Source organism: Burkholderia sp. Bp8992 (assembly GCF_003853705.1).
In the GTDB taxonomy this organism is placed as follows: domain Bacteria; phylum Pseudomonadota; class Gammaproteobacteria; order Burkholderiales; family Burkholderiaceae; genus Burkholderia.
In genome coordinates this window covers 220,797-234,931 of the sequence record NZ_QTQI01000009.1, presented here as the reverse complement: position 1 = coordinate 234,931, position 14,135 = coordinate 220,797, and the positions used below count along the sequence as shown (strand labels likewise).

General features: G+C 63.2%; 17 protein-coding genes. 9 read left to right on the top strand and 8 right to left on the bottom strand.

The features are described from left to right. Positions 1 to 338 precede the first annotated feature (338 nt). Positions 339 to 641, top strand: a complete 303-nt coding sequence (locus DIE03_RS16220) for a phage tail tape measure protein (protein WP_185658170.1) — start codon at positions 339 to 341, stop codon at positions 639 to 641. A 650-nt stretch (positions 642 to 1,291) separates the two neighbouring features. Here DIE03_RS16220 and DIE03_RS16215 read toward each other — a convergent pair. From DIE03_RS16215 to DIE03_RS16205, 3 genes are read right to left on the bottom strand one after another with little or no spacing between them, the layout of a single operon-like run. Further along, a complete protein-coding gene (locus DIE03_RS16215) occupies positions 1,292 to 2,599 on the bottom strand; it encodes a hypothetical protein (protein WP_124451997.1) in 1,308 nt (435 codons plus the stop codon). A 48-nt stretch (positions 2,600 to 2,647) separates the two neighbouring features. Continuing rightward, the gene (locus DIE03_RS16210) at positions 2,648 to 2,938 is read right to left on the bottom strand and encodes a hypothetical protein (RefSeq protein ID WP_124451995.1); all 291 of its coding nucleotides are present in this window, start codon (positions 2,936 to 2,938) and stop codon (positions 2,648 to 2,650) included. 16 nt (positions 2,939 to 2,954) lie between these two features. Further along, positions 2,955 to 3,404, bottom strand: a complete 450-nt coding sequence (locus DIE03_RS16205; RefSeq protein WP_124451993.1) for a hypothetical protein — start codon at positions 3,402 to 3,404, stop codon at positions 2,955 to 2,957. A gap of 320 nt (positions 3,405 to 3,724) precedes the next feature. On the opposite strand from DIE03_RS16205, the gene DIE03_RS38305 reads away from it, so the two are divergent. The 6 genes from DIE03_RS38305 (at position 3,725) to DIE03_RS16180 (ending at position 8,982) form a co-directional block, all read left to right on the top strand. Further along, the gene (locus tag DIE03_RS38305; RefSeq protein WP_185658172.1) at positions 3,725 to 3,886 is read left to right on the top strand and encodes a hypothetical protein; all 162 of its coding nucleotides are present in this window, start codon (positions 3,725 to 3,727) and stop codon (positions 3,884 to 3,886) included. A gap of 193 nt (positions 3,887 to 4,079) precedes the next feature. Then, complete coding sequence (locus tag DIE03_RS16200; RefSeq protein ID WP_124451991.1) at positions 4,080 to 4,829, top strand: FkbM family methyltransferase; 750 nt, start codon at positions 4,080 to 4,082, stop codon at positions 4,827 to 4,829. Next, the gene (locus DIE03_RS16195) at positions 4,830 to 5,825 is read left to right on the top strand and encodes a phosphotransferase enzyme family protein (RefSeq protein WP_124451989.1); all 996 of its coding nucleotides are present in this window, start codon (positions 4,830 to 4,832) and stop codon (positions 5,823 to 5,825) included. 1 nt (position 5,826) lies between these two features. Beyond that, positions 5,827 to 6,705 carry a 4Fe-4S cluster-binding domain-containing protein gene (locus tag DIE03_RS16190; protein ID WP_124451987.1) on the top strand — a complete coding sequence of 293 codons (879 nt, stop codon included), beginning with the start codon at positions 5,827 to 5,829 and terminating at the stop codon, positions 6,703 to 6,705. Continuing rightward, the gene (locus DIE03_RS16185; RefSeq protein WP_124451985.1) at positions 6,702 to 7,769 is read left to right on the top strand and encodes an asparagine synthase-related protein; all 1,068 of its coding nucleotides are present in this window, start codon (positions 6,702 to 6,704) and stop codon (positions 7,767 to 7,769) included. The genes DIE03_RS16190 and DIE03_RS16185 overlap by 4 nt, the downstream gene beginning before the upstream one ends. 7 nt (positions 7,770 to 7,776) lie before the next feature. Next, complete coding sequence (locus tag DIE03_RS16180; RefSeq protein WP_124451983.1) at positions 7,777 to 8,982, top strand: glycosyltransferase; 1,206 nt, start codon at positions 7,777 to 7,779, stop codon at positions 8,980 to 8,982. On the opposite strand, the gene DIE03_RS16175 is transcribed toward DIE03_RS16180, so the two are convergent. Then, positions 8,939 to 9,628 carry a cephalosporin hydroxylase family protein gene (locus DIE03_RS16175; RefSeq protein ID WP_124451981.1) on the bottom strand — a complete coding sequence of 230 codons (690 nt, stop codon included), beginning with the start codon at positions 9,626 to 9,628 and terminating at the stop codon, positions 8,939 to 8,941. The two genes, DIE03_RS16180 and DIE03_RS16175, sit on opposite strands and share 44 nt — an antisense overlap. Between DIE03_RS16175 and DIE03_RS16170 the strand changes: the two genes are divergently transcribed. Beyond that, positions 9,627 to 10,619 carry a phosphotransferase gene (locus DIE03_RS16170; RefSeq protein ID WP_185658169.1) on the top strand — a complete coding sequence of 331 codons (993 nt, stop codon included), beginning with the start codon at positions 9,627 to 9,629 and terminating at the stop codon, positions 10,617 to 10,619. The two genes, DIE03_RS16175 and DIE03_RS16170, sit on opposite strands and share 2 nt — an antisense overlap. 12 nt (positions 10,620 to 10,631) lie before the next feature. Here the strand turns inward: DIE03_RS16170 and DIE03_RS16165 are convergent, their stop codons facing one another. Then, a complete protein-coding gene (locus tag DIE03_RS16165; RefSeq protein WP_124451979.1) occupies positions 10,632 to 11,210 on the bottom strand; it encodes a polysaccharide deacetylase family protein in 579 nt (192 codons plus the stop codon). Between the two features lie 16 nt (positions 11,211 to 11,226). Beyond that, positions 11,227 to 11,766 (bottom strand): hypothetical protein, encoded by a 540-nt coding sequence (locus DIE03_RS16160; RefSeq protein ID WP_124451977.1) that lies wholly within the window; start codon positions 11,764 to 11,766, stop codon positions 11,227 to 11,229. 298 nt (positions 11,767 to 12,064) lie between these two features. Between DIE03_RS16160 and DIE03_RS16155 the strand changes: the two genes are divergently transcribed. Continuing rightward, a complete protein-coding gene (locus DIE03_RS16155; protein WP_124451975.1) occupies positions 12,065 to 12,541 on the top strand; it encodes a DUF2501 domain-containing protein in 477 nt (158 codons plus the stop codon). Between the two features lie 150 nt (positions 12,542 to 12,691). Here DIE03_RS16155 and DIE03_RS16150 read toward each other — a convergent pair whose 3' ends face one another. Then, positions 12,692 to 13,057, bottom strand: coding sequence for a hypothetical protein (locus DIE03_RS16150; protein WP_124451973.1), 366 nt, complete (start codon positions 13,055 to 13,057; stop codon positions 12,692 to 12,694). 282 nt (positions 13,058 to 13,339) lie between these two features. Further along, positions 13,340 to 14,098 (bottom strand): hypothetical protein, encoded by a 759-nt coding sequence (locus tag DIE03_RS16145; protein WP_124451971.1) that lies wholly within the window; start codon positions 14,096 to 14,098, stop codon positions 13,340 to 13,342. Positions 14,099 to 14,135 lie beyond the last annotated feature (37 nt).

Below are 14,135 nucleotides of genomic sequence, written 5' to 3'. Positions count from 1 at the left end.
TGTCGCACGACCGCGAATTCGTGAGCGGGCTGGCGAACCGGATCATCGAAGTGCGCACGGACGGCACGCTGTTCGACTTCGGCGGGAATTACGAGGAGTTCCTGACGAGTCAGGGGCAGGAGTAAGTGTCCTAGCCTGTACCCAATCTGACGTACCTAATTGTACCCAAGAGGCCCGCCAAGTTGTACTCGGCGGGCTTTTTGTTGTACCCACGCCGCCGAGGGCGTCACGGCCGATTCGATCGAGAAAACGCGATGCAAAATTATGTGTTTGGGCTCGCGGTCTACGCGTCATACGAGCAATAACAGAACCAAATCCGCAACTCGTATAGCGATCAATTGAGCATCGCCGTAACGAGCCTCACTGCCAACGGCAAGACCAACGCGGAGGCGTTCGCGGGAGGATTTAACCAGGCGTTCGGGCGGGTTCGGAGCGCAATGGATAAGTTCATTACCACGGGAAAGCTCAGCATGGCCGACCTTACGGCGTTTATTCTCCCGGACTTCGCAAAGATCGCGGCTAATCAGGCGTTCTCCTCGCTGCTGGGTTTCGGTGCGTCTGCCGGCGGTAGCGCAACAAGCTTTGCCGGCGCGTTCCACCTCGCGGACGGCGGCCACGTCACGGGCGGGGACCGGTACTAGCGACAGTCATTCCCGCGATGCTCTCCAACGGGGAATTCGTTGATAACGCCGCTAGCACGTTCCGGTATCGCGGCCTGTTGGAATCTATCAACCGAGGCCAAATGTCCCACTTCGCTACCGGCGGTTACGTCGGTTCGAGCGGTGGCAGTTCGGGAAGCTCAGGCGGTGGTGATGTGCGCTTGCACGTTCCGGGCGGCGGCTGGTCTCCCGAAGACCTCAAGGCAATGCAGGCTGCATATGCAAGCGTTCGTAGACTGGCGCATTCGCAGAACATGCGAGGCCAAGGAGGCTACGCAGCTCAAATCAAATACGGACAAATCTAAGGCCGGAGCGGGACGGCAGTGAATCGCCGTCCCGTACAGCTTCGACGCGCGTCATACGCTGCCTAGTAGCTGTGTTTCGATCCGCTGTAGATCATCAATAATTTCCTTGGCGGAAGTTGGCAGGGCGGTTTTCCCACGTTCACTATCCGCATCCAGCCAAGCCCGTACCTCATTCAATAGGTTTCTCTTGGCATCGCGTCGCCCCTGTTTGTCGGTCACAATAAGAGCGGCGGCTGTCTTGTCCGAAAATTCAGCAGGGCAAGCGAGCGTCCCCGGAGCAATTGGCCGCCCGCGTGGAGCTTATGGCAGGTGCTTAGTATGGTTTGATCAGTTTTTTCCTTTTTCAAGGGTATCTTTAATTAAATCAATGAGTTTATCTGGGCTGGCTTTGTCTAGTATCTTATCGAAAACTTGATGAAGCGGAGATGCTGGTTCATTTTTTGATAAAACGCGAATCGGATTTGCCCCGAAATTCTTTACTGCATACTCGCGTAGCATTTTAATCATATTCTCGTCGCCGTCCATTTCTTCTTTGTATCCAACGTATGCGTGTGCGGCGGCTGATTTGAATGCATAATCTTCCCCGAGTCGTTGGCTGTGACCATATTGTCTTGCTGCAAACCAAGTAAACCATACGACCGGTGCGAGAATTAGGAATCGCAATAACGAGAATAGTAGGTTGGATTGACTTGCTTTGACGCTGGCGGTAGCGGCCGCCGCTGAAGTGGAAGCAGCGGCGGGAGCAGCCGCGACAGCGGCTGTTGCGGCCTTCGCTTCTTGTAGGACGCTAATTCCCAAATAAACACCAACTCCGGTCAGAGTGCAAATTCCAACGAAGAACAATATCGCCCAAAAGTACTGGATCTTTGTCAATTCTTTGCGTCTATCTTCGAAAGATTTTGCCAGGGCGACCCTGCTTGCACCTTGCAATGTCGCATCTACCTCGGCTCGCTTGTTCTCAAAATAATCAAAAAGCTCCTGTTGCTTAATGGTGGCTACGCTCAGGTCTTGGACGTAGCTGTCGACTTTTAATTTTTCTGCTTCGGATGCCGTTGCGCTGGCAGCGGCGTTGATACTTGACGTCTGGGATGCCCGCTCGTAACTGATTATTTTTTCGGAAAGAGCTGCTATCTCGGTATTTACTGTTTCGCTGTTTGAAAGTATTAGCCCCATTTTTCGCTCTGCTTCGCTTGTTCTTGAGAAGGTGGCAAGAACACCCGCTGCTTGTGCCTCTAGTTCCGCAAAACGTGGAATTTGGGTACTCGCGTCGATATCAATGGGTGTCGGTAGGAGCCACGCAACTGAGGACCTAATGCTCCAAAGGTAGCTAAGTAAGGTGTTAGAGGTTTGTTGAATCCATGGGGCGCCATTTTGCATTGCGGCATTTAAGTGATTTTCGGTCGAGGCGACGGAACTTTCTATCGTTTGCCAAAAGATTGATTTGAGACCAGGATCTGGATTTGTTTGCTCAACGCGATCCATGCTGGCGATTACGCTCGAAAACCAGAGTGTAATTGTTTCCTTTGGTATTTGAATGTTGCTCTGCCCTTGTACGGTCTCGGATATGTTCGGGAAAAGGGTGTCCCATTTTTCCTTGGCTTTTCTGAGTCGATCGGTCAATGGGGTTGTGGTCATTTTTTCCTTGTAATGCAATCGAGTTTATTGGGTTGGTAATTTTATGAATTAGATCTGGCAAAAAATAAACTTCATTGCTTTATCATTGTGCCTGTATGTTTGACGTGGATTGAATGATTTATTAATTTCTTGAATCAAAAATATTTCGGCTACTTTGAGTAATTTCCACCCAGTGGTCTGCCCGCTTTCGCTGCCGCCGGACTGTTGGTAGCAGCGTAGCAGTATTACGCCACCTCCTTCGCGGCCGTACGCGTAAGGTTCTACCAAGCGGGAATATCCGTGGTAGCGAAGTTCAAGGAGGTGCTTATTGCTAATCGCAGAGCAGATGGCTGAATTCATAACTGGATCGTCATGGTTACGATTGGCTGGGGCGGATTTCGTGCGTGTTGTGCGCGTTGTATTGTTGGCCGCAATTCGTACAGGTATTCGTGGGTCGAACTGCGGATGCTACTGAGACAAGTTGTTTTTGCTTGCGATCATTTTCCCAGCACCGGAGACAATACGGCACTCCAGTCGCTTTGCCATTTTCATCGATACAGTACATGGCGTCACGATAGCGAATGAGTAAGTCTCTCGCTTCGAATGCTTCCTCGAGCTCTGCGATGCGTTTTTCTTTTCCCGAAATAATCTCTTGTAGTTCGGCTAGTTCAATTTTCGTCTCAGCCAGCGCGCCAATGAGCTCCGCGAGTTTTAGTTTCAACTCTGCTCGTTCGATTGATAGATCACTCTCGCGTAAGAACTTCGCGATGTCCGTCGCGGTTTTTAGGCTTGTGAGCACCGTGGCTATTGTTGTTACGTCCGGCATCGTATTCCCCGTTTTGATCTGACGCGACCTTCCGTTATTTCACACCCGTACCAAGTATCTTGGCAATAGGGCGTATCGCTAGAGCAATCTACGTGGACTGGCTGCAACCAGGGAAGGACTAAGAGCACTGGTGCGTACGGCATAGGGTTCAAGGGATCTGTAATTAATTTCGCATAACGATTGAAATTTGAAGCCTTGTTTAGTATGGAGATTTAGTGCTAACCAACAGCGAGGTTGTATGGACGAAAAGAAGTTTCGGAAGTTGATATGCGTTGCTGTCCGCAGTGGTCCGGATATGACGAAGGAGCCGCCGAACTACATTGGTTACACGGCCCCAGCTATCGGGGCGGCTATGGCTGTCGCACGACCGCGAATTCGTGAGCGGGCTGGCGAACCGGATCATCGAAGTGCGCACGGACGGCACGCTGTTCGACTTCGGCGGGAATTATGAAGAGTTCCTGACGAGTCGGGGGCAGGAGTAAGTGTCCTGAGTCGTACCTGATCTGATGTATCCGGGAGGCCCGCCAAGTCGTACTTGGCGGGCTTTTTCATTTCCGCATCATGTCGACGCTCGCCAGCGCCGCGCATTCCCGTTTCCTCTGCTTAATCGACTTCAGGTAAATTACCCACCGAACGCCACCCATCATTCCCCATTTCGCTCCGGAGCCGTTTTCGATGCAGGACCATCCTCTCCCGCTCGACCTGTCCGGCCTTGCGCCAAGCCTGTATGCGCAGGGCACCGAGGAGGCCATCCTGTCGCGCCTGATGGAGCGGATCGTGCCGATCAACCGCTTCTGCGTCGATATCGGCGCGAGCGACGGCCTGCGCAACAGCAACACCGCGCGGCTGCTGCGTGAGCAGGATTGGGCCGGCGTGCTGGTGGAAGGCAGCGCATACCGGTTCGGCAAGCTGGCCGCGCACTACGCGGGCGCAGAGCGCGTGCGCCTGCACCACGACCGCGTCCAGCCCGACACGGTCGACCAACTGCTCGCCGAGGCGAACGTACCGGCCGACTTCGACCTGCTGTCGATCGACATCGACGGCAACGACTACTGGGTCTGGCGCGGCCTGCAGGCGTTCCAGCCGCGCATCGTCGTGATCGAATACAACCCGTACTACACGCCCCCCGAACGCTGGGTCATGTGCTTCAACCCGGACCACGAATGGGACGGCTCGACCTATTACGGCGCGAGCCTCGAATCGCTCGTGCATCTCGGCCGGCAGAAGGGCTATGAACTCGTCTGCTGTGACGACATGGGAAACAACGCGTTCTTCGTGCGGCAGGACCTGTATCCGTTGCTCGGCATCGCGAACAACGATCCTTCGGTGCTGTTCCGGCCGGCGATGTACAAGCTGCGCTACGTCGGGCACAACACGTTCCTGACCGGTCATCCGTATCGGCACGGGCCGGCCGAGCACATCTGAATGGACGCGCTTGCCGCCACCTTCGACGAGATTCGCGATGCCTATGCGCTCGGCCGGGGCAAGGCGCCGCGCCAGGTCAGCGAACGCGTGTGGCATCTGCCGACCGGCAGCGGCGGCGATGTGGCGGTCAAGCTCTACGCGTCCGGACACCATGCACGCGCGGCCAAGGAAGCCGCTGTCCTCGCTCATCTGGAAACGCACGGCGATACCCGATTCCATGTGCAGACGCTGAAGCGCACGACGTCCGGCGAACCGCTGTGGACGGGGCAAAATTCGCATGCGATGGTGACGCGCTGGGAAGCCGGGCAGTTCAGGACCTACGATACGTTCTCGCCGGCCGAATGGGATGCGCTCGGCGCGAGTCTGGCAGCATTGCATCTGAGCCTCGAACACCTGCATCTGCCGTCGCTCGACACGATCCGCGCGCGGCTGACCGCGATCGACGCCGATGCCGTGCGCGGCAGCCTGCTCGACGCGCTGAATCGCGCACGCTCGAACGACAGCGCCGAGAACCTGCGCCGCTATGTCGATCTCGCGCTGCGCATGCTCGACCGCTACTATCCGGGCAGCATCGACGCGTTTCCCGCGGACGATCCGCAGCGCCCGATCCACAACGACTACAACCAGTTCAACTATCTGTTCACGGGCACGCTGCCGCCGTTGATCCTCGACTGGGAAGCGTCGATCGGCGCGCCGCGCGAGTACGAACTGGTGCGGTGCCTGAATCATCTGCCGCTGGAAGCGCCGCAGCTGGCGGAAGCGTTCGTGCGCGGATACCGGCGCGTGCGGCCGGTGAATCCCGCATGCGTCGCATGGGCGGTCGATGCCGCGTGCCTGCAGCACGCGCTCAAGCTGTGGGTCGTGCAAGGCTGGCTCGACGATCCGTCGCGCTTCGCGTCGCACCTGAACGGCGCGGTGACGATGGCGTCCGCGATGGTGGATGCGCGTGGCCATCTCGTCGATTTCTTTTCCCGTTGTGTGGAAGCAGGAACCTGAAGTGAGTGCGAATCCGAACAAGATCCCGAATCCGTCGCCGTCCGGCGAGCGGCAGCATGTCTTTCCGCCGCCGCTCGATCGCGACTACCGCGTCGAAAACGGCCGCATCCGGACGCGCTCGCTGGAAGCGCATATCGTCGATCACTGCAACCTGACCTGCGCGGAATGCTGCTCGCTGTCGCCGCTGTTGCCCGAGTGGCATGCGCGCCCCGAGTCGATCGAGGCCGATCTGCGCCAGGCCGCGAAAGTGTTGAGCCCACGCATGTTCAAGCTGGTCGGCGGCGAACCGCTGCTGCATCCGGCGCTCGTCGAACTGATCGAACGCGTGCGCGCGACGGGCATTGCGCCCGTGATCTCCGTCACGACGAACGGGCTGAAACTCGGCGAGATGCCTGACGCGTTCTGGCAGGCGGTGGATGCGCTGACGATCTCGCGCTATCCGAAGCCGGCGCTTTCGCCCGACCTGATCGCGCATGTCGAACACCAGGCTGCCCGTTTCGACGTGCGCCTGAACTGGAAGGTGCAGGACGTGTTCACGACGATGAATCGCGCGCAGCCCGGCACGGACCGCGACGAAGCGCAGCGCCTCTATCACGATTGCTGGATCCGCGAGCGCTGCCATATGATTCGCGACGGCATGTTCTACACGTGCACGCGTCCCGCGCATTTCCATACGCTCTACAAGGGCGAGAAGGATTTTCAGGCCGACGGCCTGCCGCTGCGCGACGACGCAGGCATGCTCGACGCGATGCTCGCGTATCTGCAACGCGAGGCGCCGCTCGAAGCGTGCCTGCATTGCCAGGGCGGCAGCGCGCCGGTGGCGCCGCATCGCATCCTGAAACGCATTGAAGTGGACACCTTGAAGGCTCGTTTTCCATGATCGTCGGCACGCGCGACCCGTTCGGTTTCGATCGTCTGCACTACCATCCGCGCAGCGGCGTGTCGGCATCCGGCATTCGCGCCACGCTGCGTGCGGCGGAACAACCGGCCGGTGCGCCGGACACGGCCGCCATCGCGGGCTACCTGAGCGGCGAGCGTCGCGTCGGCCGCACCGTGCTGCGCGACGTGCTCGCGGTGCCGCCCGGGCACGCGTTGATCCGTTCGCCGGAAGGGCTGACGGTGCAGCCGTCGCCGGAACGGCCGCAGCACGCCGACCTGGACGCCGTGCTGCGCGCGTCGCTGCAGCGCGCGCTCGACAGCGGCAAGTGCGTCGCGCTGGCGCTGAGCGGCGGGCTCGATTCGGCGCTGCTGCTTGCGTTGCTGCGCGAACTCGGCGCGCTGCCGCACGTGACGGCGTACATCCTCGCGACCGACATGCCCGACTACTGCGAACTCGACGCGGCGCTCGAACTCGCCATGCAGATGCAGGCGAACGTGAAGATCGTGCGCGCGACCGAGGCCGATTTCGTCGCGGCGCTGCCGAGAACGACCCATGCGGTCGAGGAGCCGATGTTCAATCTGCATCCGGTCGCGAAGCTGTTGCTGGCCGAGGCGATGGCGGCAGACGGCATCGAGGTCGCGATTACCGGCGACGGCGCGGATCAGGTGTTGCGCCGCGACCAGTCGGCCAACTATCTGCCGCTGTGCCACGCGTTGTTCGATGCGGCGTCGGTCGACCTGCATCCGCCGTTCGTCGATGCGGCCGTCGTCGCCCATCTGACGAGCATCGCGCCCGACCCGGACAAGCGATGCCTGCGCGATCTCGGTGCGCGGCTGAACCTGCCCGATCGTCTGGTGCACGGCCCCAAGCGCGGGCGGCTCGCGCCGGCGATGGATCTCGGCGTGCTGCTCGATCGCGACCGCACGCATGCGCTGGCCGACTCGCTCGGGCTTGCCGCGCCCACGTTGCAGGCCGATACCGAACGCGTGTTGTGGGCGACGCTGGCGCTGATCCTCGATCATCTCGCGCACCTTCACGTCGATGCCGTGCATCGCCCAGCCTGAACTGCTCATGAAACGCATCCTGTTCTGCGTGGTGCCCGAGAAGGGCCACGTCAATCCGTGCATCGGTCCGGCCCAGCACCTGCGCGCCGCGGGCTGCAACGTCGCGTTCTACGCGCCGGCCGACATCAGCGCACAGCTCGACGGCGCCGGCGACTTCGCGTTCGTCGGGCCGCGCGAGACGCCCGAGCGCCACGACCTGTCGCGCGGCGAGAGCTTCGCCGCGAACATTCGCGATGCCGGCTGGCTGCGGCATTGGATCCGTACGCTGCTGATCGACCTGGCACCGTCGCAGGTGGACGGCATCCGCGCGGTGCTGCGCGACTGGCGGCCCGACGTGGTCGTGATCGATCCGCTGCTTTATGCGGCCGCGATTGCCGCCGAACTGGAAAGGCTGCCGTGGGTGTCGATGTCGAATTCGCTGAACCCGGTGCTGCCGGACGATCTCGATTCGGAACTGCTGCGCACGGTGCGTTGGCTCGCGCCGGAACGTGCCGATCTGTTTGCGCGCTACGGGCTCGATGCGCGCTTTCGCGGTTGCGATGTCCTGTCGCCGCACCTGACGCTCGCGTTCACGACCGACGCGCTGGTCGGTGCGCCGCCGCCGGGTGTCGAGCTGGTCGGCCCCGCGATGCCGTCGGGCCCGCGCGGCGACGAGACGGCGTTCCCGTGGGAGCGGATCGACGCCGCTCGCCCGCTCGTCTACATGTCGCTCGGCAGCCAGCTTTACTACCACCCGGACCTGTTCGCGAAGGTGATCGACGCGACGCGCGCGACGTCGGCGCAACTGGTGCTGTCGGTGGGCGAACTGGTCGACTCGGACCTGCTGCCGGCCGCCGACGAGCGTGTGATCGCCGTGCGTTATGCGCCGCAACTGGCGCTGCTGCGGCACACGCACGCGTTCGTCAGCCACGGCGGCGCGAATTCGGTGATGGAGTCGCTCGCGTGCGGCGTGCCGATGCTGCTGTCGCCGTTCTGCAACGACCAGTTCCATTCGGCGCACTTCGTCGAGCGGGCCGGTGCGGGGTGCGTGCTCGATCTGCAGCAGGCCGGCGTCGCGGCGATTGCCGATGCGCTCGAACGCCTGTTGCGTCCCGGTTCGCTGCGCGAGCACGCGGCGCGCATCCGCGACAGCTACGTGCGCGACGGCTCGGCGGAGGCTGCGCGCCTGATCAGCGCACTCGCTTCAGGAAACCGCCTGGCGACAGCGTCATGAGCACGCGGTCCTCGATGTCGAAGTCGGCTTCGAACCGGTCGTCGCGCGCGAGAAATTCACGCGCGGCCGTCGCCGGGTTGTTGCCGCGGCCGTAAGGCTTGCCGTCGAACATCGACTCGGGCAGATACTCCATGATGGTATCCATCACGATCGCGTAGCTGCCGGGCGTCACGAGCGGCGCATAGCATTCGAGTTCGCGCAGCACGTGCGCATGCGTATGCGTGAGGTCGAGGATCGCCATCACGCGCGCGCCGTCGCCGATCTGCGCGCGTACCGACGCGAGCGTGCCGGCTGCGCACGAATCGCCTTCGATCAGCGTCATGCGATGGGCGAGCCGGTGCGATTGCAGGCGCTGCCTGACTTCGTTGCGCAGGTGCGGTTCGATCGCGACGACGCGGCCGTGCTCGCCGGCCAGTTCCAGCATCGACGCGGAGAACACGACGCCGCCGCCCGCCGCGATGCCGGTCTGCACGATGCAGTCGGGGCGCTCGCGCCAGATCAGCTCCTGGAGCGCGAGCATGTCGCCGGGCAGATGGAAGAAGCGCTCGCCGAGCCAGCGCGTCTGGAACAGATGATCGAATTCGGCAGCGCGCGTCAGCCATTCGATATTGATGTCCCGCATGCGGGCCGAAGGACGCTCTGACATGGTCAATGCAACGAGTAGGAGTGACGTGAAAACGCTGGAACCGTGGCTGCGCCGGTACTGGAACATCGTGCCGGCACGCGTGCACGCGCTGGCATCGGGCCATACTAACAAAACGTATCTCGTCGAGTGCGACGCGGGGCGCGCGGTGCTGCGCGTGTCGTGGCCCGGCAAGCCGGTCGAGCAGGTGCATCGCGAGGCGTCGATACTCGGTCGTCTCGGCGATTCGCGCACGGGGCCGATCTTGCCCGCGCTGCCGCGGCTGCGGCCGACCGTCGATGCGCAAGCCGGCGTGCAGGTCGACGATGGACGCTGGCTGCACCTGTTCGAACATATCGACGGCCAGCCCGGCCTGCCGCATGACGCTCACGCGGGGGCGATCGATGCGATGCGCGCGCTGGCACATCTGCATGCGGCACTGGCCGCGATACCCGTGAACGCATCGACGCCGCTGGCGTGGCTCTCCTCGCGCCATGCGCGCGTGGCGTCGCGCTCGATGCCGTCGCTGCCGGGCGGCCTGAGCGGCGATTACGCCACGGCGATCGGGCGGATCGGCGCACATCTCGATGCCGCCGCGCACTGGCTGACAGGGCCGGTGCACTGGCTGCACGGCGACTATCACGCGGGCAACCTGCTGTATGTCGGGCACGCGGTGAACGGCGTGCTGGATTTCGACGATGCGGGGCAGGGTGCGCAGTGGCTCGAGGCGGCGTTTGCGCTGTTCGCGCTGTCGCGTGATGCGGGCCGGGACGATTGCTTCGTGTTCGATGCGCCGCGATGGGAGGCCGGCTTGCTCGCCTATGCGGCGACGCGGTCCGATGCCGTGCCGGGCTGGATGCGCACCAATCGCGATGCGCTGGCGATGCTGTTCTGCGCGGACCAGACGCTGATTCATCTGGAAGCCGCACAGCGCGGCTTGTGGGTGCCGGGGCCCGGCATCGGCTTTCTCGGTGGCTGGCGGCAGTTGCTGGACAGCGCGGCACCGGGACGCTGACCGGCCGCTGCTTCAGTCCTGCCGATTCAGGAACAGGCGTACGGCTTCGACGGTGTTGGGCCGCGCTTCGCCATGTCGCGACCCGTCGTGCATGCAGAACAGCACGTCGCGATGTTTCGCCAGGCTGGCGTCGACATGCGCGCACATCGCGTCGAACAGCGCCTGCGGCGACGGCGCGGGCCGCTGCCAGTCGTCCAGTATCGCGGTCCAGCCCGTGTGTTCGCGCTGCAATCGCGCCAGCACGCCGGCGCGATCGTCCTGCGGCATCAGCCCGTAGGGAAGACGCAGCGGGATCGCGTCCGGCGAGGCCACGCCGGCCATGCGACAGGCATCGCGGATCAGCGCGTCGGTCGCCTCGATCTCGTCGATCAGTGCGTCGTTCGCCAGGGCGCCCGGCCTTGCGTGCGAATGCGTGTGATTGCCGAGCCGGTGGCCTTCGCGCGCCATTCTCGCGGCGACGTCGAGTGCGCCCGCCAGATTTTTACCGAGCAGGAAGAAGGTTGCCTTGCACGATGCGTCGCGCAGGACGTCGAGCAACGCGGGTGTCGACGGGCCGGGGCCGTCGTCGAAGCTGAGGTGAATGGATGTCATGGATCGACCGCGTCGCTCACTGAACCGGCTCGATGGCCAGCGGACAGGTGCCGATCGGGCGCAAGCGCGTGCCGGTCCATTCGTAGAAGAACCGGGCCGCCTTCGCATGGTTGTCGTCGCAAGCGTCGTTGAAGCAGCCGGCGACGATCAGCAGCGTGCTGCCGGCGCGGAACTCGACGCGCTCGTCGTCGTTGCCCATCACGCCCGAGATGGCCGTCACGCCCGGCATCGTATAGGTCGCGCCGGTGACCTTGTCGACGATCGCGAAATTCCGGCAATCCGTGCCGCAACCCCAGATCGCCACGCGATAGTGACCGGCAAAATTGGCCGGTTGCGTGAATGCGTCGCGAATCACGGTGCGGTACAGGCGCGCTTCCTTGCTGGTCAACCGGGGCGATGCGGCCGGCTTGCGCGGCGCGCTGGCGGCCGGTGCCGGATAACGGTCGAACGAAGGTGACGGGCATGCAGGGGCGGGCGCCGCGGCGGCCGTGCCGCAACCGGCGAGCAGCGCGGCCGATGCGCCGGCGATCCGCAGAAATCGATGGGCAAGCGCCACGCGAGCATCCTTCATGGTCGAGGTTGAGATCGGGCCGGAGGGTCCGAACGGCCGGCGACGATGATTCTAAGGCGCTTCATGTGCGCCGGCGAGACGAGATGACGATCGCCGGTACGCGCATTCGATCGCTTGTCGAGCCTGCGATGCCGGCCGGCACGCCGTCAAGCATTGTCAAATCGCCGCGATATCACGATGCCTGACGTTTCGGCCCATGCGTGAAGGCTGTCATGCACGGGTCGATTGAGTATCCTTGGATTCGATTCGCGGCACTCACTCAGTCACAACCGGGAGGCTTCACATGAATGCACGTCTATGCCGCGCGACCGTTGCCGGCGCGCTGATCGGATTGCTCGCACCGTTTTCGGTGGCCCATGCGCAGCTTGGCGATGTCCTGAAACAGGTCGGCGGCGGCGATTCGGGCGGCAGCGCGGGCGGTGCGCTCGGCAACCTCGGCGGCCTGGGCGGCGCGCTGACGGGCGGCGGCGGTGCGTCGCTGACACCGGGCAGCACCGGCAACGTCGCGGGCCTGCTGCAGTTCTGCATCCAGAACAACTATCTCGGCGGCGCGTCCGGCGGCGCAGCGTCGGTGAAGGACGCGCTGATGGGCAAGCTCGGCGGCAATGCGTCGTCGGACAGCGGCTATACGAGCGGCGCGAGCGGGATCCTCGACGCCGGCAACGGCGGCAAGCTCGACCTGAGCGGCGGCGGGCTGAAGCAGCAGGTGACCAGGCAGATCTGCGACAAGGTGCTGACGCAGGCGAAGTCGCTGCTGTAAGCGCAGCGGCACGCCACGTGCGTGCCGGCACCAGAGGGGCGCGCGTGCACCGTAACGCGTCAGCAATTCAGACTGTGACGTCCGGCACGGTGGAACGACCATCGCGCAAAGCGATGCCGTGGCCGCGCGCACGCGGCCGCGACGGACGGCTCAATCGGCCAGCCGCTTGTCCGCGAGCGCCTTGCAGCAGTCTTCGTACACCCATTGCACGAGTTTCGCGCGGTAGTCGAGATCGTCGGTATCGACGATTTCCTCGACTGCGTCGCGCGCCCACGACGCGTCGACGAACCCCGCATGCCGCTTCGCGATGTCCTGCGCCAGCGCCGCGAGCTTCGCGACCGCGAGCCAGTCGGCCTGGCGGTGATGGCGGTCGAGCCAGCGGTGCGCGGCCTGGACCTGGAACGCGGCGTCCGGCCACGATTCGTTGAGGTAAAACGCGCCGAGGTTGCCGCAGGTGAGCCAGCAAAGCAGTTCAAGGCGATCTTGCGAGCCGAGGAGATGGGGTGCGTCGGTCATGGCAGCGCTCACGAAATGCGTCGATTCCGGGCGGCGCCGGTTGCAATGGGCCGGTGCCGATAATAAAAACATAGCACGATGCGGGCCCGCCCGCGCACCCGGGTGGATGCTGACGTGGCGGCGGCGAGACGGACGCGGCGCGTGCGTTCATGGCCTGCGGCAGAGGAAGGGGGGAGCGGGAACGGAAAGTGCGCGAAAGCGCAGGAACGGACGGCCGGGCGCGGCCGCTTTCGCCGCGAAGCGGGCCCGTCGCCGGGCCCGCCGCAGCCCGGCGGGCGGGGTTCAGGTCGGCGTGTGCGTGGCGCGCGCGATCGAGCGGATGCTGCGCTCGACGCGGATCAGGATGATCAGCACCGCCAGCGACACGAACGAATACAGTGCGACGAGCGCGGCGGCGCCGGCGTAGCGCGCGGTCTGGCCGTTCTCGGCGGCCGTGTCTTCCGCGGCCTTCTTCTCGTTCTCGATCGCGGTGCGGCGTGCGTCGTAGCGCTCGGAGAAATCGCGCATGACGGCCGACACGATGCCGGTGTACGCCTGCTCGCGCGCATACTCGTCGCCGTGTGCGGTGACCTTCTTCTTCACGCCGGCTGCGACATCGGTGCGCGACAGCACCTTGTCGAGATACGCGATCTGCTGCTCGAAGTAGCCGATATCCGGGTGGTCGTCGTCACCGAGCACGCGCTGGAACGACGGCTCGTACGCGTCGCGGTCGACCGCGTAGTCGGGCGACAGGGCCGTGCGGCCGTGCTTCTGCACGATGGCGGACAACTGCGTCGACAGGCGCAGCGCGGGCGACGCGCTGTCGTCCGTGGCGGCGCCGCCGGCGGCCGGCGCGGCCTTGGCGGGTGCGTCGTTCTCCCACGCGAACGATGCGGGATCGACCTGGATGGCCGATTCGACTTTCTGTGGCTTCGACAGGCGTGCGTCGAGTGCGACCGCGCCGAAAATGACCCCGCCGATCAGCACGGCGGTCGCGAACAGCAGCACGATCACGCGCAGTACCTGAAGATAGCCGCCCTCGATTCTGGTCAGGATGCTCAAGGCATTCTCCTTTCTTATGATGAATGAGGCGCCGAGG